Here is a 24,321-nt window from a genome sequence, read left to right as displayed (position 1 = left end):
TTATGCGTCGCGCCCTGCTCTTCGCCTGCGCTCTGCTTGCCTTGCCCCTGGCACAGGCTTCAGACCTTCAACCGTTCTCCGCAAGCTACACCGCCGACTGGAAACAGCTGCCCATGAGCGGCACCGCCGAGCGCAGCCTGACCAAGGAGGCCAACGGCACCTGGAAGCTGAGCTTCAAGGCGTCGATGATTATTGCCAGCCTGACGGAAGAAAGCACCCTGACCCTGGACAAGGACACGCTGCTGCCGCAGTCCTACCACTTCGAACGCGGTGGCCTGGGCAAGGCCAAGAAGGCCGACCTGGACTTCGACTGGAGCACGAAGATGGTCACCGGCACCGACCGCGGTGACGCGGTGAAATTGCCGCTGAACCGTGGCATGGTCGATAAATCCACTTATCAGCTGGCCCTGCAGCACGACGTCGCGGCAGGCAAGAAAAGCATGAGCTATCAGGTCGTCGATGACGGAGAAGTCGACACCTATGACTTCCGCGTGCTGGGCTCGGAAAAGGTCGACACCAAGGCCGGCCGGATCGACGCGATCAAGGTCGAGCGGGTCCGCGATCCGACACAGAGCAAACGCACCACCGTACTCTGGTTCGCCAAGGACTGGGACTACCTGCTGGTCCGCCTGCAACAGGTCGAGACTGACGGCAAGGAGTACAACATCATGCTCCTGGACGGCACGGTCAACGGCAAGGCCGTGAAAGGCAGCTGATCGATGCGAACAAAAGAAGCCCCGCCAGTGCGGGGCTTCTTTTTGCCTGGATTTCGACTCTGTGGGAGCTCTGTGGGAGCAAGGCTGCATTACTCAAGAGTGGTTTCTTCCACATGAAACCTTTTTCATGAACCCCTCCCTGCGACCAAACGCCGCGCCCTACCCGGCCTGGGGGATGGTTGCGATTTTCATGAAAACTTCTTAATCGACCAGGGCATTTACTTAGCAGACTATCCAAACCTATAACAAAGTCCTGCACACGCCTTGCTGCAGATGACAGAGATTGGAGTTTGCAAGATGACTGTGAAAGTAAATGAACGCGATGATGCCCACATGTCTCACGAAGCCATTGCCGCCGGCATTCAGATCTGGGATGTGCGTCAACAGGATCTACTGGTAGGGATGTTCCACTCCGAGACGGAGGCCTACCGCTACAAGGCCGAGTTGGAGCGCGAGGAAAGCCAGCGTACCCATGAGACAACAGAATCCCAAGAACAACGCTGACCCTGTAGCCCCCTGTGGGAGCCGAGCTTGCTCGCGATGGCGGTATGTCAGTCGATACGTTTGCTGACTGATACGCCGCCATCGCGAGCAAGCTCGGCTCCCACAGGATTTTGGGTTTAGCTCACCGGCATTGCGCCAGGTTTACCACATCAAATCATCAGGAATCTGATACGCCGCATACGGATCGTCGGCATCCACTTCTTCGGTCTGGGTATTGAGCTGGACGATGCGCTTGGGGTCTCGCTCCTGGATCTTCAAGGCGGCCTCACGCGGGATCACTTCGTAGCCGCCGGCATGGTGGACGATCGCCAGCGAGCCGCTGCTCAGCTTGTTGCGCATCAGAGTGTTTACCGAGATACGCTTGACCTTCTTGTCGTCGACGAAGTTGTAGTAATCCTCAGTGGTCAACTTTGGCAGGCGCGACACTTCGATCAATTGCTTGATCTGCGCGGCACGGGCCTTCTGCTCGGCCTTCTCCTGTTGCTGACGGTTGAGTTCCTGGTCGCGCCGGGCCTTCTCGGCCATGGCTTCCTGGGCGGCGCGCTGCTGGGAGTCATCCAGTTCGATCTGGCCTTTATGGGCCAGGCGCTGCTGCTTCTGCTTGTCCTTGCCGACCTGCTTGACCTGCTTTTGGTTGACCAGCCCTGCTTTGAGCAACTGGTCGCGAAGGGAAAGGCTCATGGTGCTTACTCACTTAGGCAACGGCCTCAGCCGCAGCTGGGCAAATTCTTTTCCTGACGTTTGGCTTCGCCCCACAAGGCGTCCAACTCTTCGAGGGTGCAATCTTCCATGGGAAGGTGGGTGTCGCGCAATGCCTGTTCGATAAATCGGAAACGTCGCTCGAACTTGGCATTGGCGCCACGCAGTGCGCCTTCCGGATCGACCTTGAGGTGCCGGGCCAGGTTGACGACCGAAAACAGCAGATCACCGATCTCGTCGGTGACTGCCGCCTGATCGTTTTCCGCCATGGCTTCGAGCACTTCATCCAGCTCTTCCCGAACCTTGTCGAGCACCGGCAAGGCGTCCGGCCAATCGAAACCGACCTGTCCGGCACGCTTCTGCAATTTGGCCGAACGGGACAGCGCCGGCAATGCGCCAGGCACATCGTCGAGCAGCGACAACTGCAGCGGCGCGGCGGACTTCTCGGCCCGCTCCTCGGCCTTGATTTCCTCCCAGCGCTGCTTGACCTGCTCTTCGCTCAGGCGCGGCACATCCAGCGGCGCGTACAGGTCGCCGGTAGGAAACACATGGGGATGACGACGGATCAGCTTGCGGGTGATGCTGTCGACCACGCCGGCAAATTCAAAGCGGTTTTCTTCCCGGGCCAACTGGCTGTAATACACCACCTGGAACAGCAGATCGCCCAACTCACCCTGCACATGATCGAAGTCACCGCGCTCGATCGCATCGGCCACTTCGTAGGCTTCCTCCAGGGTATGGGGGACAATCGTCTCCCAGGTCTGCTTGATGTCCCACGGGCAACCGTACTGCGGATCCCGCAGGCGGCTCATCAGGTGGAGCAGGTCTTCAAGGCTATACATAAATCCATCTCGTCACACAAAACCCTGTGGGAGCGAGCCTGTGGGAGCAAAGCTCGCTCGCGATGGCGGTCTGGCCAACAACATGAATGCTGACTGAAACCCCGTTATCGCGAGCAAGCTTTGCTCCCACCCGCTTGCTTCCACATTTTTTGACTGCGCTTAACCCGGCGTCCGGTTACGCCGGGTCTCGATGATGTTCGGCAACTGGGAGATCCGCCCCAACAACCGTCCCAGCGCATCCAGCCCCGGAATCTCGATGGTCAGGGACATCAGCGCGGTGTTGTCTTCCTTGTTCGAGCGGGTGTTGACCGCCAGCACGTTGATGCGCTCGTTCAGCAGCACCTGGGACACGTCCCGCAGCAGCCCGGAGCGGTCGTAGGCGCGGATGACGATGTCCACCGGATAGGTGAGCACCGGCACCGGCCCCCAACTGACCTGGATGATCCGCTCGGGTTCGCGACCGGCCAGTTGCAGCACCGAGGCACAGTCCTGGCGGTGAATGCTCACGCCACGCCCCTGGGTGATGTAGCCGACGATCGCATCCCCCGGCAACGGCTGGCAGCAACCGGCCATCTGGGTCATCAGGTTGCCCACGCCCTGGATCTGTATATCGCCGCGCTTGCCCGGTTTGTAGCCGGTGGCCTTGCGTGGGATCAGCTCCAGTTGTTCGTTGCCCCGCTCCGGCTCCACCAGTTGCTGGGCCAGGTTGACCAGTTGCGCCAGGCGCAGGTCGCCGGCCCCAAGGGCGGCGAACATGTCCTCGGCGGTTTTCATGTTGGCCTTTTCGGCCAGCTTGTCGAAATCCACCTGCGGCAGGCCCAGGCGACTGAGTTCGCGCTCGATCAGGGTCTTGCCGGCGGCGACGTTCTGGTCGCGGGCCTGCAACTTGAACCAGTGGACGATTTTCGCCCGCGCCCGGGAGGTGGTGATGTAGCCCAGGTTCGGGTTCAGCCAGTCGCGGCTCGGCGTACCGTGCTTGCTGGTGATGATCTCGACCTGCTCACCGGTCTGCAGACTGTAGTTGAGCGGCACGATCCGCCCGTTGATCTTGGCACCACGGCAGTTGTGGCCGATCTCGGTGTGGACCCGGTAGGCGAAGTCCAGCGGCGTCGCGCCCTTGGGCAGGTCGATGGCGTGGCCGTCAGGGGTGAAGATGTAGACCCGGTCCGGCTCGATATCCACCCGCAGCTGTTCCGCCAGGCCACCGATGTCGCCCAGTTCCTCGTGCCATTCGAGCACCTGGCGCAGCCAGGAGATTTTCTCTTCGTAGTGGTTGGACCCGGACTTGACGTCGGTGCCCTTGTATTTCCAGTGGGCGCAGACACCCAGCTCGGCTTCCTCGTGCATGGCGTGGGTGCGGATCTGCACTTCCAGCACCTTGCCCTCGGGACCGATCACCGCGGTGTGTAGCGAGCGATAGCCATTTTCCTTGGGGTTGGCGATGTAGTCGTCGAACTCCTTCGGAATGTGCCGCCACAAGGTATGGACGATCCCCAGCGCGGTGTAGCAGTCGCGCATTTCCGGGACCAGCACGCGAACGGCGCGCACGTCATAGATCTGGCTGAACTCCAGACCCTTGCGCTGCATTTTGCGCCAGATCGAATAGATGTGCTTGGCCCGGCCGCTGATGTCGGCCTCCACGCCCGTGGCCTGCAGTTCTTCCCGCAGTTGGGTCATCACGTCGGTGATGAAGCGCTCGCGGTCCAGGCGCCGCTCATGCAGCAGCTTGGCGATTTGTTTGTACTGATCCGGTTCCAGGTAGCGGAAGGACAAATCCTCCAGCTCCCACTTGATATGACCGATGCCCAAACGGTGAGCCAGGGGGGCATAGATGTCGAACACCTCCCGGGCGACACGATTGCGTTTTTCGTCGTCGGCGGCTTTCACCGCGCGGATCGCGCAAGTGCGCTCGGCCAGCTTGATCAGCGCAACGCGCACGTCGTCGACCATGGCCACGAGCATCTTGCGCAGGTTTTCCACCTGGCCCTGGGTACCCAGGACCATGGAATGACGCGGACTGAGGCTGGCGCTGATGGCCGCCATGCGCAGCACGCCATCGATCAGCTTGGCCACCACCGCGCCGAAGCGCTGGCTGACCACCGACAGCTGGATCTGGCCTTCGCGCACGCCACGGTACAGCACGGCGGCTACCAGCGAATCCTGGTCGAGCTTGAGGTCGGCGAGGATCTCGGCGATCTCCAGGCCCGTCTGAAAACTCGACGTACCTTCGGCCCAGAGGTTCTTCGCTGCGTTGTGCTGCTGCTCCGCCTCACGAGCGAACTCGCAGGCTTCCTTCAAGGCTTTGCGATCCAGTGCCATGTCGATACTGACCGCGTGATCGAGCCAAGCCTCGAGATTGATACTGCCGTCGGTGTTGATCGGCTGGTGTGCTCTCACCTGTACCATCTTTACTTACCTTCCCTACGACGCAGATTCAATGCGTCAACATCGCTGACCTTCGTTGCCCATGTTTCCGCCCAGGGCTGTGGCGGGGTGACACGAACGGGTCAGTCGGACAAGCCATCCTGGCTCGCTTCAAATAACGCCATGGCCTCGACATGCGCCGTTTGAGGAAACATATCGAGAATCCCGGCACGTTTTAACCGGTAGCCCTGCTTGATCAATTCGACCGTATCCCGGGCCAAAGTTGCCGGGTTGCACGATACATAAACCAACCGCTTGGCGCCCAGGGACGCCAGCTTGCGCACCACCTCGAAAGCACCGTCACGGGGTGGGTCCAAGAGTACCGCAGAAAAGCCTTCGCCGATCCATTCGGCACCCGCCAGTGGCTGGGATAAATCGGCCTGAAAAAAAGCTGTGTTATGCAAATTATTGCTGACGGCATTGGCCGCCGCCCGGTCCACCATGGTCTGCACGCCTTCCACGGCCACCACCTCACGCACGCACCGGGCCAACGGCAAGGCAAAGTTGCCCAGGCCGCAGAACAGATCCAGCACCCGCTCCTCGGATCGCGGCGCCAGCCACTGCAGGGCCTGGGCAATCATCGCCTCGTTGACCCCGGCGTTCACCTGGATGAAATCCCCCGGCCGATAAGCCAGGTTCAGGTCCCAGGTGTCCAGGCGATAGCCCAGTGTCAGTCCCGATTCGGCCGGTTGTGGCTCGCCTTCGCCATGCAGCCACAGCTGGGCTTCATGGAACGCGCAAAAATCCTTGAGGATCGTCAAGTCGGCATCCGACAGCGGCGCCATGTGCCGCAGCAATACCGCCAGGGACGAGCCGGCAAACAACTCCACATGTCCCAGCGCCTGGGGTTTGCTCAAGCGGCGGAGCATGTCCGGCAAGCGGCTCATGATCGGCTGCAAAGGCTGTACCAGCACCGGGCAATCGCCGATGGCGACAATGTCCTGGCTGCCGACGGCACGGAATCCGACCTCAAGTTTCTTCGCTTTCTGGTCCCAGCGTACCGCCACGCGGGCGCGGCGCCGGTAAGCGAATTCCGGCCCGCTCAGCGGCGCAGCCCATTCGTCCGGCGCCACACCGGCGACCCGCGACAATTGCTCGGCGAGCATGCGCTGTTTCAGGGCGAGCTGTTCGTCGTGGGGCAGGTGTTGAACGCTGCAACCGCCACATCGACCGGCATGGATGCACGGCGCAGCGCGGCGCAGTTCACTGGCCTGGAACACCCGTTCGGTGCGTGCCTCGACCACCTTGCCATGGGCACCCAGCACCCGCGCCTCGACCTCTTCGCCGGCCAGGGCACCGATGACGAACCAGGTGCGCCCGTCGACAAAAGCGATGCCCCGGCCATCATTGGCCAGGCGCTCGATGGTCAGACGCTGTTTCTTGCCGGTCGGCACTTGTGGGGCCCGGCTTCCGCCGCTGGGCTGGAAGCGCAAGCCTCTTTCATGCTTGGCCATCAGTTGGACGCGTCGAAAATGCCGGTGGACAGGTAGCGGTCGCCGCGGTCGCAGATGATCGCGACGATCACTGCGTTTTCAACTTCCTTCGACAAACGCAGCATGCCCGCCACGGCTCCGCCGGACGATACGCCGCAGAAAATGCCTTCTTCGCGGGCCAGGCGACGGGTCACGTCCTCGGCTTCGCTCTGGGCCATGTCGATGATGCGGTCCACACGGTCGGCCTGGTAGATCTTCGGCAGATACTCCTCGGGCCAGCGACGAATGCCGGGGATGGACGCGCCTTCCATCGGTTGCAGGCCGATGATCTGCACGTTCGGGTTCTGTTCCTTCAAATAGCGCGAGGTGCCCATGATGGTGCCGGTGGTGCCCATCGAGCTGACGAAATGGGTGATGGTGCCTTCGGTCTGGCGCCAGATCTCCGGGCCGGTACTGGTGTAGTGGGCCTCGGGATTGTCGCCGTTGGCGAACTGGTCGAGCACCTTGCCGCGACCCTCGGCCTGCATCCGCTCGGCCAGGTCCCGGGCGCCTTCCATGCCTTCGTCCTTGGTGACAAGGATCAACTCGGCGCCGTAGGCGGTCATCGCGGCCTTGCGCTCGGCGCTGGAGTTGTCGGGCATGATCAGGATCATCTTGTAGCCCTTGATCGCCGCCGCCATCGCCAGGGCAATCCCGGTGTTGCCGGAGGTCGCCTCGATCAACGTGTCACCGGGCTGGATCTGCCCGCGCAACTCGCCACGGGTAATCATCGACAGCGCCGGCCGGTCCTTGACCGAACCCGCCGGGTTGTTCCCTTCGAGCTTGAGCAGAAGCGTATTGCTGGTCGCGCCGGGCAGGCGCTGCAAACGGACCAGCGGGGTGTTGCCGACGCAATCGGCGATGGTGGGGTATTGCACAGTCATGGCGTATTCGCAATCCGGGCTGCGGGGGCGCCTATCATACCGGCAAACCCTGCCCGGCCATATCACGCAAAGTGCGGTGGTTATGGCTTATGGGAATAAGGCCCGCATGGATGCACAGCGACATGAATTTTACGGAGATAGCCCGCCTGCAAATCGCTACACTGCCAAGGTGTTGCGTGCCGGATGCGCGCAAAGTCGATCAGACCGCTGGATGCAGGAGACAAGTGTGCTCAAGAAACTGGGAATCAAAGGCCGCGTGCTGTTGCTGACCTTGTTGCCGACCAGCCTGATGGCGCTGGTCCTGGGCGGCTATTTTACCTGGATGCAGCAATCGGACCTGCATGCCCAGTTGCTGCAGCGTGGCGAGATGATCGCCGAACAGCTTGCCCCGCTGGTCGCCCCGGCCATGAGTCGCCAGGACAGCGATCTGCTGGAGCGCATCGCCACCCAGTCCCTCGAGCAGACGGACGTGCGCGCCGTGACGTTCCTCGCCCCCGACCGAACGCCACTGGCCCATGCCGGCCCGACCATGCTCAACCGCGCGCCGGAAGGCAACAGCACCCAACTGCTGCAACGCACCGGCAACGATGCCACGCGCTACCTGCTGCCGGTATTCGGCAAGCATCGCAACCTCGCCGGCGAACTGATCCCCGAAGAAGCCGACCGCCTGCTGGGCTGGGTCGAGCTGGAGTTGTCCCACAGCAGCATGCTGCTGCGCGGTTACCGCAGCCTGTTTGCCAGCCTGTTGCTGATAACCGCCGGTCTGGGACTGACCGCATTGCTGGCCTTGCGCATGGGCCGCACGATCAATCGGCCGCTGAGCCAGATCAAGCTGGCCGTGGCGCAACTCAAGGATGGTCACCTGGAAACCCGCCTGCCCCCGTTGGGCAGCCAGGAGCTGGATGAGCTCGCGTCGGGCATCAACCGAATGGCCAGTACCTTGCAGAACGCCCAGGAGGAATTGCAGCACAGCATCGACCAGGCCACCGAAGACGTGCGCCAGAACTTGGAAACCATCGAGATCCAGAACATCGAGCTGGACCTGGCCCGCAAGGAGGCCCTGGAAGCAAGCCGGATCAAGTCCGAGTTCCTGGCGAACATGAGCCATGAAATCCGTACGCCCCTCAATGGCATCCTCGGCTTCACGCACCTGCTGCAGAAGAGCGAACTGACCCCGCGCCAGCTCGATTACCTGGGCACCATCGAAAAATCCGCCGACAGTCTGTTGGGCATCATCAATGAGATTCTTGATTTTTCGAAGATCGAGGCCGGCAAACTGGTGCTCGACAGCATTCCGTTCAACCTTCGGGATCTGTTGCAGGACACCCTGACCATCCTCGCTCCCGCCGCCCACGCCAAACAGCTGGAGCTGGTGAGCCTGGTCTACCGCGATACCCCGTTGTCGCTGGTGGGCGATCCGCTGCGACTCAAGCAGATCCTCACCAACCTGGTGAGCAACGCCATCAAGTTCACCCGCGAAGGCACCATCGTTGCCCGGGCCATGCTCGAAGACGAACATGAAGACAGCGTGCAACTGCGCATCAGCATCCAGGACACCGGTATCGGCCTGTCGAACCAGGATGTGCGGGCACTGTTCCAGGCGTTCAGCCAGGCCGACAACTCGCTGTCGCGGCAACCGGGTGGCACCGGGCTGGGCCTGGTGATTTCCAAGCGCCTGGTAGAACAGATGGGCGGCGAGATCGGGGTCGACAGCACACCGGGCGAAGGTTCGGAGTTCTGGATCAGCCTGCGCCTGCCCAAGACCCGTGACGACGCCGAGGACTTGCCCGGCCCGCCGTTGCTGGGTCGCCACGTGGCCCTGCTGGAAAACCATGAACTGGCCCGCCAGGCCTTGCAGCATCAACTCGAAGACTGCGGTTTGCAGGTAACGCCATTCAATACCCTGGAAAGCCTGACCAACGGCGTGACCATCGCCCACCAGACCGACCAGGCCATCGACCTGGCCGTGCTGGGCATCACCAGCAACGATATGCCACCGGAGCGTCTCAACCAGCATATCTGGGACCTTGAGCACCTGGGCTGCAAGGTTCTGGTGCTGTGTCCGACCACCGAACAGACCCTGTACCACCTCTCGGTGCCCAACCCACACAGTCAGTTGCAGGCCAAGCCGGCCTGTACCCGCAAGTTGCGCCGCTCGCTGTCCGACCTGGTCAACCCGCGCCCGCCGCGCAACGAACCCAACGAACCGGTGTCCAGCCGCGCGCCCAAGGTGCTGTGCGTGGACGACAACCCGGCCAACCTGTTGCTCGTGCAAACCCTGCTCGAAGACATGGGCGCCAAGGTGCTGGCGGTGGAAAGCGGCTATGCCGCGGTCCAGGCCGTGCAAAAGGAAACCTTCGACCTGGTCCTGATGGACGTGCAGATGCCCGGCATGGATGGCCGCCAGAGTACCGAGGCCATCCGCCAGTGGGAGAGCGAGCGACATTGCACGCCGCTGCCGATCGTCGCCCTCACCGCCCACGCCATGGCCAACGAAAAGCGCGCCCTGCTGCAAAGCGGCATGGACGACTACCTGACCAAACCCATCAGCGAGCGGCAACTGGCCCAGGTGGTGCTCAAATGGACCGGCCTGGCCCTGCGTAATCAATCCCCGGAGCGAGGCTTCGATGCCCAGGGCGGCAGTGAACTGCTGGTGCTTGATCATGAAGAAGGCCTGCGCCTGGCCGCCGGCAAGGCCGATCTGGCGGCAGACATGCTGGCGATGCTGCTGGCATCCCTGGAAGCCGACCGCGAAGCGATTCGCCAGGCCAGCGAGGCCAACGATCAAAACGCCCTGATCGAGCGGGTCCATCGCCTGCATGGCGCCACACGCTACTGCGGCGTCCCGCAATTGCGTGCCGCCTGCCAGCGCAGCGAAACCCTGCTCAAGCAACAGGATCCCAAGGCCGCGGTCGCCCTGGAAGACCTGGATCGGGCCATTGACAGGCTGGCCAGCGAGGCACGCATCAGCGCCTGATCCAGGGCAATAAGCACAGGTGCGATGGCGGCTAAACTGACACCCTTCAAAGTGCCAGGAGGCCGCCATGCGCGTGATTCTATTCAGCAGCCAGACCTACGACCGAGACAGTTTCACCAAAGCCCCGCTGCCCGCCGGCCTTGAACTGCAATTCCAGCCAGCCCGCTTGAACCTGGACACCGTGGCCTTGGCCGAGCGGCACGAGGTGGTGTGTGCATTCATCAACGATGACCTGAGCGCCCCTGTGCTGGAACGGCTGGCGCACGGCGGGACCCGGTTGATCGCCCTGCGCTCAGCTGGCTACAACCATGTCGACCTGCCCGCAGCCAGGCGCCTGGGGTTGAGTATCGTCCGGGTGCCGGCCTACTCGCCCCATGCCGTGGCCGAACATGCAGTAGCGTTGATCATGGCACTTAATCGCTGCCTGCATCGCGCCTATAACCGTACCCGCGATGGCAACTTCAGCCTCCATGGCCTGACCGGATTCGACCTGGTGGGCAAGACTGTGGGGGTGGTCGGCACCGGACAGATCGGCGCAACGTTTGCACGGATCATGGCCGGCTTCGGCTGCCGGTTGCTGGCTTACGACCCCTACCCCAACCCTCAAGTCGAAGCCCTGGGCGCTCGCTATTTGCCCCTGGCCGATCTGCTGGCGCAAGCACAGATCATCAGCCTGCATTGCCCGCTGAACGAACAGAGCCGACACCTGATCAACGCCGACTCGCTGGCGACGATGCAACCAGGCGCCATGCTGATCAATACCGGACGCGGCGGTCTGGTGGATACACCGGCCCTGATCGAAGCGCTGAAAAGCGGTCAGTTGGGCTACCTGGGGCTGGATGTCTATGAAGAAGAGGCCCAGTTGTTTTTCAAGGACCGCTCCGACCAACCTTTGCAGGACGACGTGCTGGCCCGGCTTCTGACTTTCCCCAACGTGGTGGTCACCGCGCACCAGGCGTTCCTGACCCATGAAGCGCTGGACGCAATCGCCGCGACCACCCTGGACAACATCGCAGCCTGGGCGAGCGGCACCCCGCAAAACCTGGTGAACGACTAAAGCCAACCCGACGCCAATCCCTGTGGGAACGAGCCTGCTCGCGATTGCGGTCTGTCAGCTGACATCAATGCCGACTGATCTGTCGTCATCGCGAGCAGGCTCGCTCCCATAGGGGAAGGAGGAGTTCGTCGCATCCGGGCCATCCCACCCATGCCCCGTGCTAGCATGTGGCGCCTATTTTGGAGGACCCATGGCCGAGCACGATTTCCGCTACACCCTGATGAACCCGCAGCACACCCTGACCGAAGTCCGCGCACTGGCGCCGGGCCGCTATCAGGTCACCGGCAACGGCGGTTCGATCCAGGCCAACGATGTACTGCTGGTCACCCTCAAGGGCAGCAAGGACCTGTCCATGCGCCTGACCGTGGACACCGTTCGCCACCTGCTCAAGCCCATGGGCCAATGGACCGCCATGACCACCGGCCCGGTGTTCGGCGAGTTGGCGATCCACACCTGGCAGGTCAACTGCGACAGTTGCGCCAAGGAGCTGAGCTTCGAATTTGCCGTCGACGCCAAGCTCGGCGTCAAGGCCCAGAAACCAGCCGCCAGCGCACGCATCGCCGAGCTGGGCTGGACCAGCGTGGGTGAAAAGCACCTGTGCCCGACCTGCCGGGAAGCCGCCTGATGAAACCTCTGGCCCTGTCCATGTTGATCGGCATGAGTCTGATGGGCTGTGCCGCCGAACCTGTACAGTTGCAACAGAACCGCAGCTACATCCTGGAATGGATCGGTGAACGGCCATTGATGGACTACAGCCACCTGACCATCACTCTGGGGGAGGATGGCCGAGCCTATGGCAATGCCGGCTGCAATCACTGGTTCGCCCCCTATACCCTGGAAGGCCACCGCTTGAGCTTCGGCAAAATCGGCAGCACCCGCAAGCTCTGCGGCCCGGCCGTGATGGAGCAGGAGTCGCGTTTTCTGCAGACGCTGGAGAAGGTCGAACGCTGGGACATCTCGCCCATCGAGCAGGTACGCTTCTGGCCGGCCCAAGGCAAGCCGTTGCGGTGGTGGCTGGAAGAGGGTTGAGCCTCCAAGCTGAGCTCTTGAGCCTGGCTGGGCCCTGTGGCGAGGGGATAAATCCCCTCGCCACAACAGCCCTCACAACCTCCCCGCCACGAAGTACTATTTAAACGCCTGCAACCCCTCAAGCTTCGCCATCACCCCCGCCGCCGTCTGCTCACCCAGCAATTGCTCGCGCACCTTGCCCTGGTTGTCGATGATGTAGGTCACTGGCAATCCTTCGCTGCGAGGCAGGTCGAAGATCTCGGCCGGGTCCCGGGCCAGCACAGTGAACCGGATGCCCATCTTGTCGCTGGCGCTTTTGAGCTCTTCGCCCTGCACCTGATCGAAATTGACTCCGAACACACCAACGTTGCGTCCCTTGAGCTGTTCGGCCAGGGCGTTGAATTCCGGGATCTCGGTGCGGCACGGTGCACACCATTCGGCCCAGTAGTTGATGACTACCCACTGTTTGTCCAGCCGTTGCGAGGCAATCGCCTGGCCGTTCTGGTCGACTCCGTAGTCGTTTCCGCAACCAGCGAGCAACAGGATGCCCATCAATGCCAATGCCGCCGTCAATCGCCTTGCCATGTGCCCAATCCTTGTCTGAATGTGAACGCTGCCACGACCCATCGTGGCACAGTAGAATAGCCGCCACCTTACGCAAGATGCGACCCGCTCATGACCGATCTGACGCTTTATCACAACCCGCGCTGCTCTAAATCCCGCGGTGCGCTGGAACTGTTGGAGGCCCGGGGCCTGACGCCCACCGTGGTCCGCCACCTGGAAACCCCACCCGATGCGGCACAGCTCGAACGGCTGCTGGGCAAGCTCGGCATCACGGCCCGGCAACTGCTGCGCACCGGCGAGGACGAATACACAAGTCTGAACCTGGCCGACGAAAGCCTGAGCCAGGCGCAATTGATCGCAGCCATTGCCGCCCACCCGAAACTCATGGAACGGCCGATTCTTGAAACCGCCGACAAAGCCGTGATCGGCCGTCCGCCGGAGAAGATCCTGGAGATCCTGCCGTGAGCACACCTTACATCCTGGTGTTGTATTACAGCCGTAGTGGCTCCACCAACGAAATGGCCCGGCAGATCGCTCGCGGTATCGAACAGGCCGGGATGGAAGCACGGCTGCGCACGGTGCCGGCAATTTCAACCGAGTGCGAAGCGGTGGCCCCGGAGATACCCGAGCAAGGCCCGCTGTATGCCACCCTCGATGATTTGAAGAACTGTGCCGGCCTGGCCCTGGGCAGCCCGACCCGTTTCGGCAATATGGCGGCGCCGCTCAAATACTTTCTCGACGGTACCAGCAACCTTTGGCTGACCGGTGCCCTGGTGGGCAAGCCGGCAGGGGTGTTCACCTCCACCGCGAGCCTGCACGGCGGCCAGGAAACCACCCTGCTGTCGATGATGCTGCCGCTGCTGCACCACGGCATGCTGATCACTGGCCTGCCCTACAGCGAATCGGCTCTGATCGATACCGAGGGCGGCGGTACGCCTTACGGGCCGAGCCATCATGCCGGGAGTGACGGTAAAAGCGGCTTGAACGAACATGAAGTCGTCCTTTGCCGTGCCTTGGGTTCGCGCCTGGCGAAAACCGCACAATTGCTGGAGAGCGGCCGTGGCTAAGAAGCCGAAGATCCTCCCCTCGATCCAGTGGCTGGAGCCGCGCGTGCGCATCGCCCGCGTCCTCAGCCTGCTGTGCTTTTTCGGCCTGGTGGGGGTACTCAGTGTGTATTACCTGCTGATCGCCGATCTGCACGGCGCGCGTCCCTGGGTGATCCTGCTGATCGAGTTGGTCCCGTTATTGATACTGGCCCCCGGCATGCTCACCGGCAGCGCTCGCGGCCATTCCTGGATGTGCTTCGTGGTGAACCTGTATTTCATCAAGGGCGCACTGGCGGCCTATGACCCGAACCGGCAACTGTTCGGCGTGATGGAAATGCTCGCGAGCGTGACGGTGTTCTGCTCGGCGTTGCTGTATGTGCGCTGGCGGTTTCAGTTGAACCGGCGGTTGGCTGACGAGGGTGACATCTCCGTCGCCTGATAGACCGCTATCGCGAGCAGGCTCGCTCCCACAGGGAAATGCATTGCGAATGTGGGAGCGAGCCTGCTGGCGGTGGATGCGACCCGGTCTCAATGATTCACTGTGTAAGCCAGCATCATCGAAAGCTGCGACATCGGCCGCCCGCCACTCTCTTCATGCCACTGATTGAAAGCATTCTGCACCGTCGCCAGGTCCCGCAGGCTGGTGGGGACTTTGTCGATGATGTCCTGGGCATTGAGCGCCGCCACCACGTCATAGCTGGGCACGAAGGTGTCCTTGCCCGTCATCCGTAAAAAACGCGGAGCCGACAGGCCGCCCAGTTGATGGCCATGCTTTTTCAGGTAGGTCCACAAGCCAACGATGTCGGTCACCGGCCAGTCGGCGATCAACGCGCCGAAGCTGCCTTTTTCATGGGCCACGTCCAATATCAACTGCGCGTTGCGGGGCACGCTCTTGAGCTTGCCCAGATGCCGGATGATCCGCGCATCCTGCATCAACCGCTCCAGGTGCTCGGCACTCATCAGCACGACTTTTTCCGGATCGAATTTGTAGAACACCTCTTCGAACGCCGGCCACTTGGCATCGACCAGACTGTGCTTGAGACCGGCGCGAAAGACCCGCAATGCCATGGTCGAGAGGTAGCGATCGTCACCAATCTTGCGCAACTGCGCCGGAGTCTTGGGAACAGGCAGGTGGGCTTCCAGTTCAGCCGTCGAACCGAAGCGGTTCAGACAGTACTCATGCAGCCACTTGTAATCGCGCATTCCCTCTCCTGGGGTCCAGTGTAAACAACTAGATATTCACCACATTGACGAAACGCGATGCCGCGCTTTCATCGATACGCAGGTTGGTGAAATCGAACAGGTTGCGATCCGCCAACTGGGACGGGACGACGTTCTGCAAACCGCGGAAGATGCTCTCGGTACGGCCTGGCGTCTTGCGTTCCCACTCCTGGAGCATCTCCTTGACCACCTGGCGCTGCAGGTTCTCCTGGGAACCGCAAAGGTTGCAGGGGATGATCGGGAATTGCTTGAGATCCGAATAGGCCTGGATGTCCTTCTCGCTGCAATAGGCCAGCGGGCGGATCACCACGTTGCGCCCATCATCGGCGCGCAGCTTGGGCGGCATGGCCTTGAGCGAGCCGTTGAAGAACATGTTCAGGAAGAACGTCTCGACGATGTCGTCGCGGTGATGCCCCAGGGCCATCTTGGTTGCGCCGATCTCGTCGGCGAAGGTGTAGAGCGTGCCGCGACGCAGGCGTGAGCACAGCGAACAGGTAGTCTTGCCTTCCGGAATCAGTTCCTTGACCACCGAGTAGGTGTCTTTCTCGACGATGTGGTACTCCACGCCCAGCGATTCGAGGTACGCCGGCAGCACATCCTCGGGGAACCCCGGCTGCTTCTGGTCCATGTTCACCGCGACGATGTCGAACTTGATCGGCGCAACCTTCTGCAGGTGCATCAGCACATCGAGCATGGTGTAGCTGTCCTTGCCACCGGACAGGCAGACCATGACCTTGTCGCCGTCTTCAATCATGTTGAAATCGGCAACCGCCTCACCCGCCAGGCGGCGCAGGCGCTTTTGCAGTTTGTTCTGGTTGACCGTAAGAGTGCCCATGACGCGAAATCCGTGAGGTGTGACGAAGGGCCGGCATTTTACGCAAAAACAGGCCTGCGGCGAAGAGGCTGGCAACCCTGTTGTGGCGAGGGGATTTATCCCCGCTGGGGCGCGTAGCGGCCCCAATATCTCAATGCAACCAACGGTGGGTCAGGCCGAACGTAGGGGGCTGCTTCGCACCCCAGCGGGGATAAATCCCCTCGCCACAGGGTTATTCACCCGTTTCAAGACGGTGTACACAGACCTATCGGCGATTAACCCGCCAACCTACAGCGCGATTTGCTCTAAGCCCCCCATCCCCCTCGGGATGAGTCCTTTCTATACTGCGTCATAAGGTCGCACACATATTCAGACCTTTACTTACTTGGCCATTTGGCCCGTAGGCGCTCCGTTGGGGGGCGATGGCAATAACAAAGGAGTGACTGATTATGATCCATCATGTCGTGGGGCTCTTCACCCACCCTGATCAAGAATGGAAAGACATCCGTGGCGATCAGGAGGAAAGCATCAGCCACATGTACCTCACCCACACGCTGATCCTGGCGGCGATTCCCGCTGTATCGGCATTTATCGGCACCACCCAGGTGGGATGGGTCATCGGCAATCGTGCTCCCGTGATGCTCACCCAGGAAAGCGCGCTGTGGATGACCATCATGTCCTACCTGGCCATGCTGGGCGGTGTCGCGGTAATGGGCGCGTTTATCCACTGGATGGCCCGCACCTATGACGCCAACCCGAGTCTCGCCCGTTGCGTGGCGTTCGCCACCTACACCGCCACTCCCTTGTTCATCGGTGGCCTGGCGGCGCTCTATCCCCACATGTGGCTGGGGATGATCGTTGGCACGGCGGCGATCTGCTATACGGTCTACCTGCTGTATGTGGGCTTGCCGACGTTCATGAATATTCCACAGGACGAAGGCTTCCTGTTTTCCAGTTCGGTACTCGCCGTCGGCCTGGTGGTACTGGTGGCCATCATGGCGTTCACGGTGATTGTCTGGGGGTTGGGCGTCGGCCCGGTCTATACCAACTGAACAACCAAGGCTCTCCTATAAAAACAGGATCTGCCAACACAGGCCGCCGCAAGGCGGCCTTCCTATGTCTGACGGTGAGACGACCGCTGGGCACCTGAGCGATTCGCAACGGCAGACGCTTGCGGCATACTCGGGTTTCTGGAGACCCGTAAAGCATGCTCGAGCAACTCAATACCCGCGTCGAAGAGTGTTACCAACAAGCCGAATCCTTTTTCAAACGTCCTTTCAAACGCCCGGTGGTCAGCTTCAAACTGCGTGGCCAGAAAGCCGGTGTCGCGCATTTGCATGAAAACCTGCTGCGCTTCAATCCACAGCTGTACCAGGAAAATGCCGAGGATTTCCTCAAGCAGACCGTCGCCCACGAAGTCGCGCATCTGATCGCCCATCAGTTGTTTGGCGAACGCATCCAGCCCCATGGCGAAGAGTGGCAACTGATCATGCGCGGCGTGTACGAACTGCCGCCCAACCGCTGTCACACCTACGAAATCAAACGCCGCCGCGTCACCCGCTACATCTACAAATGCCCCTGCGAAGGCAGCGACTTCCCGTTCTCGGCCCAGCGTCATGGCCTGGTGCGCCAGGGGCGGCGGTATCTGTGCCGCAGTTGTCGCGGGACGTTGGTGTTCAGCGGGGAAACACGGGTGGAGTAGCGGGACTTGGGGTGCCTGGGCCGGCCTCATCGCGAGCAGGCTCGCTCCCACAGGGGGGGTGCAGCGCCCACAGAGCCAATGTGGGAGCGAGCCTGCTCGCGATGAGGCCGGCAACACTACTACACAACCACCCTGCCCTCCCGCAGTCGAGCAATCCGCTCGGCACTGAACCCCAACTCCGCCAACACCTGGTCCGTATGCGCCCCCAGCCCGGCGCCAATATGCCGAGGCTCGGGCAGTCCTTCCGAGAACTTCAACGGGCAAGCCATCTGCGCCTGACTCGAGCCATCTCCGCGAGGCACCTGGGTGACCACTTCCCTGGCCTGCAATTGCGAGTGCCCGAGGGCTTCCTCCAGGCTCAGCACCGGCTCGACACAAGCATCGATACCGGCAAACAACCGGCAGAGTTCGGCGAAGTCATGCCTCTCGAACTCGACTTGCAGCGCTTGCTTGAGCAGGTGTTGTTGCTCGGGCACGGGTGACAGACCCTGAGCTGCCAGCTCCGGCCGCCCCAAAGCCTCACACAACGCTTGCATGAAGGCCGGTTCCAGACTGCCCACCGACATCCAGCGGCCATCCCTGGTGCGGTAATAGTCATAGAAGCTGCCGCCATTGAGCAGGTGTTTTTCCCAGCCGGGTTCGACCCCGCCGGCCAGATAACCGGCGCCCGCCAATGCGTTCAGGCTAAGCACACAATCGGCCATGCTCACATCCAGGTACTGGCCCTGCCCGCTCTGCTGGCGGGCAATCACCGCCGCCAACAACCCGATCACGCCATGCAGCGAGCCGCCGGCGACGTCCGCAGTCTGGATGCCCAGCGGCAGCGGGCCGCTGTCGGCACGCCCGGTCTGGCTGGCCAGCCCTGTCAGGGCCAGGTAGTTGATGTCGTGCCCGGCGCGGTCCCTGTAGGGCCCGGTCTGGCCGTAGCCGGTGATCGACACGTAGATGAGCCGGGGATTGATTGCCTTCAACGCCTCATACCCGAGTCCCAATCGCTCCATCACGCCGGGACGGAACTGTTCCAGCAGAATGTCATAGCCCCCCAGCAAGCGCTTGATCACCTCCAGCGCCTCCGGTTGCTTGAGGTCCAGGGCCAGGCTGCGCTTGTTGCGATTGAGGTAGGCATGGCTGGCGGAAACACCTCGATCATGGGGCGGCAGAACGCGTAACAGGTCCGGGCGGGTTGGTGATTCGATGCGCAGCACCTCGGCCCCCATGTCCGCCAGCAGCAGCGAGGCGAACGGGCCGGGTAGCAGGGTCGAGAAATCCAGAACCTTGAGCGATGCCAATGGGCCTTGCATGGCCAATCTCCACAGGGGGATCCGCAAAGACTAGGCAGCAGCTGGCGGCGAGGCAATTACCGCAGGGGTCGTTCGGGATGACCAATGCGCTCAAGACTTGCACGCCTCTGCTGTGGCGAGGGGATTTAGCGAAATCCCCTCGCCACAAAACCTCCCCAACCGCTAGAAAGTGCCATGAAAAAACCCGCCGAAGCGGGTTTTTCATTGCTGCCTGAAGATTACCTCACAGCGCCAGGAGCAGAGGTTTCAGCTGCCACAATCTGCGCCGCCGCGATCTGCTCGTCGTCTTCACGGACGTCGGAGATGCCGCGACCGCCGGAAGCCAGTTCGGTCTGCAACTGCTCTTCATCCAGCTCCTTGACCCACTTGGCAACCACGATGGTGGCGACGGCGTTGCCCACCAGGTTGGTCAGGGCGCGGGCTTCGGACATGAAACGGTCGATACCCAGGATCAGTGCCAGGCCGGCGACCGGCAGGGTGCCCACGGCCGACAGGGTGGCCGCCAGTACGATGAAACCGCTACCCGTCACGCCGGCAGCCCCCTTGGAGGACAGCAACAGCACGGCCAGCAGGGTGATCTGGTGAGTCAGGTCCATCGGGGTATCGGTGGCTTGGGCGATGAACACCGCGGCCATGGTCAGATAGATCGAAGTACCATCAAGGTTGAACGAGTAGCCTGTTGGAATGACCAGGCCCACGACCGACTTCTTGGCACCCAGGCGCTCCATCTTGATCAGCATGCGTGGCAGGGCCGATTCCGACGAGGAAGTACCCAGCACGATCAGCAGCTCTTCACGGATGTAGCGGACCAGCTTGACTACGCTGAAGCCGTGGGCGCGGCAGATGGCGCCCAGTACCCCCAGCACGAACAAGACGCAGGTGATGTAGAAGCAGATCATCAACTGACCCAGTTGCACCAGCGAACCGACACCGTAGGCGCCGATGGTGAACGCCATGGCACCGAACGCACCCAGGGGGGCCAGCTTCATGATCATGTTGATGATGATGAACATCACGTGGGCGAAGCGGTCGATGAAGTCCAGCACCGGCTTGCCATAGGCACCCAGGCGATGCAGGGCGAAACCGAAGATCACCGAGAACATCAGCACTTGCAGGATGTCACCGTTGGCGAACGCGCCGACGATGGTGTTGGGGATCACGTTGAGGATAAAGGCGATGATGCTCTGGTCTTTACCAGCGGAGATGTAACCGGCGATCTTGCTGGTGTCCAGGGTCGTCACGTCGATGTGCATGCCGTTGCCCGGTTGCACGACGTTGACCACGACCAGGCCGATCAACAGGGCGATGGTGGAAACGATCTCGAAGTACAGCAGCGCGTAGCCGCCGGTCTTGCCGACCGACTTCATGTTCTGCATGCCGGCGATACCACTGACAACGGTACAGAAGATGATCGGGGCAATGACCATTTTGATCAGTTTGATGAAACCGTCACCGAACGGCTTGAGGGCCACACCGGTCTGCGGATAGAAGTGACCGAGCAAAATACCGATGGCAATGGCAACGATCACCTGGAAATACAGGGATTTGTACAAGGGCTGACGAGTCGTCATGGCAAACCTTCCTCAAGCGTCCCGCGTGACAACATCCATCTGTCGTCCACGGCACCTCAACTTTGCGAACCCTCCTGTACTGGAGGGATTTGTTTTTGTCGGCTGCACAGGGGCAGACCTACGTGCTGTATCGCAAAGCCCATGCCATTTCCCGGAAAAGCCCTACAGCCGCCATGGCAGACAGGTTCCATCATCAATCACGGGTTAAACGACAGCGCACGAGATGGCGGATATCCGCCAACAGGCTGATTTCTGTTCCGGGATTTGGCGGATATCCGCCTTGTCGCGATGGATCGCCCTGCTACCATCGGCCGCTTATCAAACGGATTGATGCCATGCGCCAACGCACGATCGCCAGTCACTTTGCCCGCGCAGCCTTGGGCGGCGCACGTCGGCAGGGGTTCGACTACCTTCCCTTGCTGCAACAGCTGGGCATCAGCCCTGAGCTGTTGGACGAGCCGCGCGCGCGTATCGCGCCTGAGCAGTTTGCCCGCCTGTTGCAATCGCTGTGGCTGGCATTGGGCGATGAATACCTTGGATTCGGCAGCGCCCCGAGCAAACCCGGGACGTTCGCCATGATGTGCCATACGCTGATCCATTGCCGGACCCTGGGCAAGGCTCTTAAACGTGGCCTGTTGTTCTACCGCCTGTTCCCCGACGCCCCGGACCTGACACTGGTGGCCGAAGGCGAACGGGTGCGCCTGGTGCTGGACGATTCGGCGTTGTGGGACCCGGATCATTTCCTCGCCGAGAGCCTGCTGGTGGTATGGCATCGCCTGGCCAGTTGGCTGATCGGCCAGCGAATCGCCCTGGAGCAGGCAAGCTTCAGCTATGCGAGGCCCGCCCATGGTGCCGAGTACGATTTGCTTTTCCCCTGTCCGCTGGTGTTCGAGGCGCAACACAGCAGCCTGTTGTTCCACAGCCGCTACTTGAACATGCCGTTGCTTCAGGACGAACGGACCCTCAAACGTTTTCTCGAGCGCTCCCCCGCCGATCTGCTCTCGCGTCCGGACGATGGCCACAGCCTGAGCAGCCAGCTGCGTCGATTGCTCGGCCGCGATACCGCACGCTGGCCGGACCTGGAGGCTGCCGCCAATCATCTGCACCTCAGTCCACAGACCCTGCGCCGCCATCTGCGGGAGGAAGGCACCAGCTTCCAGGAACTCAAGGATCAGCTGCGGCGGGATATCGCCATCTACCACCTGGGCCGTGCGGACCTGTCGTTGCAGCAGATCGCTGAACAGTTGGGGTTCTCGGAGCCGTCGGCGTTTCACCGGGCGTTCAAGAAGTGGACGGGGCTGACGCCGGGGGCTTATCGGGAGCAGGAGAACTGAGTAATAACCCTGTCTATTTCATCCCTGTGGGAGCAAGGCTTGCCCGCGATGACAATTTCAAGGACGCCATCGCGGGCAAGCCTTGCTCCCACAGGATTGATGAACATTCGAGTCACAGGTCTGCCTCCATTCCCGTCAAACCACCGGGAAAAGCACCCGGAACGCCGCCCCACCCAGCTCTGAATCCCCCAGGGTCAAGCGTGCGCCGTAGCTCTCGATGATGTCCTTGACTACCGCCAGGCCAATGCCTTGCCCCGGATGTTGGCGGTCCAGCCGTTCGCCGCGCTGCAGAATCCGCGCACGCTGGTCCGGCGGCACGCCCGGCCCGTCATCTTCGACGCACAATTCCATACCGCCAAGGGTCTGGTGCACGCTGACGAGCACTTCCCCCAGGCACAGTCGATAGGCGTTTTCCAACAGGTTGCCGAGCATCTCCAGCAAGGCGCCCTGCTCGATCGGCACCTGGCAGTGCTCCGGCAGGTCGAAACGGACGTTGACCCGCTTGTCGCGGTAGACCTTGTCCAAGGTATCGCAAAGGCTTTGCAACACCGGCCGCAAGCGCACCTGATGGCGCACCAGCCCACTCTTGCGCAGGCTGGCCCGCTGCAACTGGTAGCCTATCTGCTGGCTCATGCGCTCGATCTGGGTTTGCAGCACCCAGGCCTGCCCACGGTCTTCTGGGCGCCGGGCCATGTCTTCGCTGACACCCTGCAGCACTGCCAACGGCGTCTTCAGGCTGTGGGCCAGGTCGTCGAGGGAATCGCGATAGCGGCTGCGCTGCTCCCGCTCGCTGTACAACAGTCGGTTGAGGGAGCCGGTCAGGCGCAACAGTTCCCGGGGATGCTCGGTACTGAGGCTCTCCCGAGTACCGCCTTCGATTTCATCCAGTTCCTGGCTCAGGCGTCGCAACGCCCGCAACCCCCAGGTCAGACCGATCCACAACAGTGCCAGCAACACCGCCAGCGCAGCTCCGAAGCCCAGGTAGAGTTTGTCCCGCAGCCCCTGCAGGGTCATTTCGTAATCGCGCACCGGTTGCAACGTGACGATACTGAACGCCGCGTTCTGGCCAGCAAGCAACTTGATCTCGACGTCATAGACAAAGAACTCCTCGCCGCTCTGCTCGCGAATGCGGGCAAACTCGTTCCCCTGGCCGTCATAGCGCGGCGTGTAGTTGATGTTTTCTTCCCGGGTCGCCTTCGACCGCCAGACCAGCCGCCCGTCGCGGTCATAGATGTAGCCCAGCAGACGGGCGTCGGCGAGATTGAAACGCTCGTCGGGCAACTGTACCGGCATCTTCAGACGATTGTTTTCCACCCGGGCCGCGGAAATCAGCGTGGTCACATCCGAGGCCAGGCGTTGCTGGATGGATTCCTGCAGCGCCAGACTGAACGCACCTTGCATGGCGGGCAGCAACGCCAGCATGAACAACACCGCAAGGGTCGTGGCGGCCAGCATCAACCGCAGCCGCAGGGAACGAATCACTGGCAGCGCTCGTTGAACAGATAGCCCAGGCCACGCACGGTGTCGATCGGTTTGAAGCCGGCGGGGGCTTCGAGTTTACGGCGCAGGCGCCCGACCAGTACTTCAATGACATTGGGGTCGCGCTCGTCGTCATCGGGATACAGTTGCTCCATCAGGCGGTCCTTGGCCACCACCTGCTGGTGATGGCGCATGAGGTACTCGAGGATGCGGTATTCGTAGGCCGTCAGCGCCAGCGGCTCCTCGTCGAGGGAGGCTTGCTTGCGGTTGAGGTCCAACAGCAACGGGCCGGCGACGATGGTCGACTGGGTAAAACCGCTGGAGCGGCGTAACAGGGCATTCAGCCGGGCCTCCAGCTCTTCGAACTGAAACGGCTTGACCACGTAGTCATCGGCCCCGGCGGCCAGGCCCTCGACCTTGTCCTGCCAGTTGCCACGGGCAGTGAGGATCAGGATCGGGAAGGTCTTGTCCTGGGCACGCAGCCGGCGGATCAGTTCCAGGCCGCTGATCCCGGGCAGGCCGAGGTCGATCACCGCCAGGTCATGGTTGAATTCCGTGACGTGGTACAGGGCCTCCTCGGCATTGGCGACGGCCTGCACCACATGGCCGCTGTCGGTGAGACGGGTTTGCAGGTGATGACGCAACAGCGCCTCGTCTTCGACGACCAGTAACTTCATGGAGCCTCTCTCCAGGCAAATCAGACAAT

At 61.7% G+C, this 24,321-nt stretch carries 24 protein-coding genes; 12 read left to right on the top strand and 12 right to left on the bottom strand.

Annotated features, from left to right (window positions below; translation table 11 throughout):
• Nucleotides 1-2: 2 nt before the first annotated feature.
• Both AD665_RS13675 and AD665_RS13670 read left to right on the top strand, forming a co-directional pair.
• A complete protein-coding gene (locus AD665_RS13675) occupies nucleotides 3-716 on the top strand; it encodes a DUF3108 domain-containing protein (protein WP_024779737.1) in 714 nt (237 codons plus the stop codon).
• Nucleotides 717-1,013: 297 nt separating this feature from the next.
• Nucleotides 1,014-1,220, top strand: coding sequence for a hypothetical protein (locus AD665_RS13670; protein WP_024779738.1), 207 nt, complete (start codon nucleotides 1,014-1,016; stop codon nucleotides 1,218-1,220).
• A 141-nt stretch (nucleotides 1,221-1,361) separates the two neighbouring features.
• Here AD665_RS13670 and AD665_RS13665 read toward each other — a convergent pair whose 3' ends face one another.
• From AD665_RS13665 to cysM, 5 genes are all read right to left on the bottom strand, one after another.
• Nucleotides 1,362-1,901 carry a DUF2058 domain-containing protein gene (locus AD665_RS13665; protein ID WP_024779739.1) on the bottom strand — a complete coding sequence of 180 codons (540 nt, stop codon included), beginning with the start codon at nucleotides 1,899-1,901 and terminating at the stop codon, nucleotides 1,362-1,364.
• A gap of 26 nt (nucleotides 1,902-1,927) precedes the next feature.
• Nucleotides 1,928-2,761 carry a nucleoside triphosphate pyrophosphohydrolase gene (mazG, locus tag AD665_RS13660; RefSeq protein WP_053192437.1) on the bottom strand — a complete coding sequence of 278 codons (834 nt, stop codon included), beginning with the start codon at nucleotides 2,759-2,761 and terminating at the stop codon, nucleotides 1,928-1,930.
• 159 nt (nucleotides 2,762-2,920) lie between these two features.
• On the bottom strand, nucleotides 2,921-5,167 hold the full coding sequence (gene relA, locus AD665_RS13655) for a GTP diphosphokinase (RefSeq protein WP_053192435.1): 2,247 nt from the start codon (nucleotides 5,165-5,167) through the stop codon (nucleotides 2,921-2,923).
• Between the two features lie 101 nt (nucleotides 5,168-5,268).
• Nucleotides 5,269-6,639 carry a 23S rRNA (uracil(1939)-C(5))-methyltransferase RlmD gene (rlmD, locus tag AD665_RS13650; RefSeq protein WP_024779742.1) on the bottom strand — a complete coding sequence of 457 codons (1,371 nt, stop codon included), beginning with the start codon at nucleotides 6,637-6,639 and terminating at the stop codon, nucleotides 5,269-5,271.
• Nucleotides 6,639-7,541 carry a cysteine synthase CysM gene (gene cysM, locus AD665_RS13645; protein WP_024779743.1) on the bottom strand — a complete coding sequence of 301 codons (903 nt, stop codon included), beginning with the start codon at nucleotides 7,539-7,541 and terminating at the stop codon, nucleotides 6,639-6,641. Before cysM ends, rlmD begins: the two co-directional genes overlap by 1 nt.
• A gap of 226 nt (nucleotides 7,542-7,767) precedes the next feature.
• On the opposite strand from cysM, the gene AD665_RS13640 reads away from it, so the two are divergent.
• The 4 genes from AD665_RS13640 to AD665_RS13625 all read left to right on the top strand — a co-directional run bounded on the left by AD665_RS13640 (nucleotide 7,768) and on the right by AD665_RS13625 (nucleotide 12,604).
• The gene (locus AD665_RS13640; RefSeq protein WP_024779744.1) at nucleotides 7,768-10,518 is read left to right on the top strand and encodes a response regulator; all 2,751 of its coding nucleotides are present in this window, start codon (nucleotides 7,768-7,770) and stop codon (nucleotides 10,516-10,518) included.
• A 67-nt stretch (nucleotides 10,519-10,585) separates the two neighbouring features.
• Complete coding sequence (locus tag AD665_RS13635) at nucleotides 10,586-11,575, top strand: 2-hydroxyacid dehydrogenase (protein ID WP_053192432.1); 990 nt, start codon at nucleotides 10,586-10,588, stop codon at nucleotides 11,573-11,575.
• A 190-nt stretch (nucleotides 11,576-11,765) separates the two neighbouring features.
• Nucleotides 11,766-12,200: a hypothetical protein gene (locus AD665_RS13630; RefSeq protein ID WP_024779746.1), complete on the top strand. Its 435-nt coding sequence runs from the start codon at nucleotides 11,766-11,768 to the stop codon at nucleotides 12,198-12,200.
• Nucleotides 12,200-12,604, top strand: a complete 405-nt coding sequence (locus AD665_RS13625) for an META domain-containing protein (RefSeq protein WP_024779747.1) — start codon at nucleotides 12,200-12,202, stop codon at nucleotides 12,602-12,604. The genes AD665_RS13630 and AD665_RS13625 overlap by 1 nt, the downstream gene beginning before the upstream one ends.
• Before the next feature lie 96 nt (nucleotides 12,605-12,700).
• On the opposite strand, the gene AD665_RS13620 is transcribed toward AD665_RS13625, so the two are convergent.
• Nucleotides 12,701-13,168, bottom strand: coding sequence for a TlpA disulfide reductase family protein (locus AD665_RS13620; RefSeq protein ID WP_024779748.1), 468 nt, complete (start codon nucleotides 13,166-13,168; stop codon nucleotides 12,701-12,703).
• 90 nt (nucleotides 13,169-13,258) lie between these two features.
• On the opposite strand from AD665_RS13620, the gene arsC reads away from it, so the two are divergent.
• From arsC to AD665_RS13605, 3 genes are read left to right on the top strand one after another with little or no spacing between them, the layout of a single operon-like run.
• Nucleotides 13,259-13,612, top strand: coding sequence for an arsenate reductase (glutaredoxin) (arsC, locus tag AD665_RS13615; protein ID WP_053192430.1), 354 nt, complete (start codon nucleotides 13,259-13,261; stop codon nucleotides 13,610-13,612).
• Nucleotides 13,609-14,214 carry an NAD(P)H:quinone oxidoreductase gene (wrbA, locus tag AD665_RS13610; RefSeq protein ID WP_024779750.1) on the top strand — a complete coding sequence of 202 codons (606 nt, stop codon included), beginning with the start codon at nucleotides 13,609-13,611 and terminating at the stop codon, nucleotides 14,212-14,214. Before arsC ends, wrbA begins: the two co-directional genes overlap by 4 nt.
• Nucleotides 14,207-14,632 (top strand): DUF2069 domain-containing protein, encoded by a 426-nt coding sequence (locus AD665_RS13605; protein WP_053192428.1) that lies wholly within the window; start codon nucleotides 14,207-14,209, stop codon nucleotides 14,630-14,632. The genes wrbA and AD665_RS13605 overlap by 8 nt, the downstream gene beginning before the upstream one ends.
• 89 nt (nucleotides 14,633-14,721) lie before the next feature.
• Here AD665_RS13605 and AD665_RS13600 read toward each other — a convergent pair whose 3' ends face one another.
• Together AD665_RS13600 and ttcA are read right to left on the bottom strand one after the other, a co-directional pair.
• A complete protein-coding gene (locus tag AD665_RS13600) occupies nucleotides 14,722-15,396 on the bottom strand; it encodes a DNA-3-methyladenine glycosylase I (RefSeq protein WP_024779752.1) in 675 nt (224 codons plus the stop codon).
• Between the two features lie 28 nt (nucleotides 15,397-15,424).
• The gene (ttcA, locus tag AD665_RS13595; RefSeq protein WP_024779753.1) at nucleotides 15,425-16,249 is read right to left on the bottom strand and encodes a tRNA 2-thiocytidine(32) synthetase TtcA; all 825 of its coding nucleotides are present in this window, start codon (nucleotides 16,247-16,249) and stop codon (nucleotides 15,425-15,427) included.
• 428 nt (nucleotides 16,250-16,677) lie between these two features.
• Here ttcA and AD665_RS13590 point away from each other — a divergent pair, with 428 nt between their 5' ends.
• The gene (locus tag AD665_RS13590; protein WP_024779754.1) at nucleotides 16,678-17,280 is read left to right on the top strand and encodes a Yip1 family protein; all 603 of its coding nucleotides are present in this window, start codon (nucleotides 16,678-16,680) and stop codon (nucleotides 17,278-17,280) included.
• A 155-nt stretch (nucleotides 17,281-17,435) separates the two neighbouring features.
• Nucleotides 17,436-17,930: a SprT family zinc-dependent metalloprotease gene (locus tag AD665_RS13585; protein ID WP_024779755.1), complete on the top strand. Its 495-nt coding sequence runs from the start codon at nucleotides 17,436-17,438 to the stop codon at nucleotides 17,928-17,930.
• A 119-nt stretch (nucleotides 17,931-18,049) separates the two neighbouring features.
• On the opposite strand, the gene AD665_RS13580 is transcribed toward AD665_RS13585, so the two are convergent.
• A complete protein-coding gene (locus tag AD665_RS13580) occupies nucleotides 18,050-19,231 on the bottom strand; it encodes a CaiB/BaiF CoA transferase family protein (protein ID WP_053192426.1) in 1,182 nt (393 codons plus the stop codon).
• A gap of 218 nt (nucleotides 19,232-19,449) precedes the next feature.
• Nucleotides 19,450-20,802 carry a dicarboxylate/amino acid:cation symporter gene (locus tag AD665_RS13575; RefSeq protein ID WP_024779757.1) on the bottom strand — a complete coding sequence of 451 codons (1,353 nt, stop codon included), beginning with the start codon at nucleotides 20,800-20,802 and terminating at the stop codon, nucleotides 19,450-19,452.
• 335 nt (nucleotides 20,803-21,137) lie between these two features.
• Here AD665_RS13575 and AD665_RS13570 point away from each other — a divergent pair, with 335 nt between their 5' ends.
• Nucleotides 21,138-22,136, top strand: a complete 999-nt coding sequence (locus AD665_RS13570; protein WP_053192424.1) for an AraC family transcriptional regulator — start codon at nucleotides 21,138-21,140, stop codon at nucleotides 22,134-22,136.
• 135 nt (nucleotides 22,137-22,271) lie between these two features.
• Here AD665_RS13570 and AD665_RS13565 read toward each other — a convergent pair whose 3' ends face one another.
• Together AD665_RS13565 and AD665_RS13560 are read right to left on the bottom strand one after the other, a co-directional pair.
• Entirely contained in the window at nucleotides 22,272-23,618 is a 1,347-nt protein-coding gene (locus tag AD665_RS13565) for an ATP-binding protein (protein ID WP_053192422.1), read from the bottom strand.
• Entirely contained in the window at nucleotides 23,615-24,292 is a 678-nt protein-coding gene (locus AD665_RS13560; RefSeq protein ID WP_053192420.1) for a response regulator, read from the bottom strand. The genes AD665_RS13565 and AD665_RS13560 overlap by 4 nt, the downstream gene beginning before the upstream one ends.
• Nucleotides 24,293-24,321 lie beyond the last annotated feature (29 nt).

The organism is Pseudomonas corrugata, from assembly GCF_001269905.1.
Taxonomy (GTDB): domain Bacteria; phylum Pseudomonadota; class Gammaproteobacteria; order Pseudomonadales; family Pseudomonadaceae; genus Aquipseudomonas; species Aquipseudomonas corrugata.
Note: the sequence above shows the minus strand (reverse complement) of the source record. Positions and strands in the feature narration are given on the sequence as shown.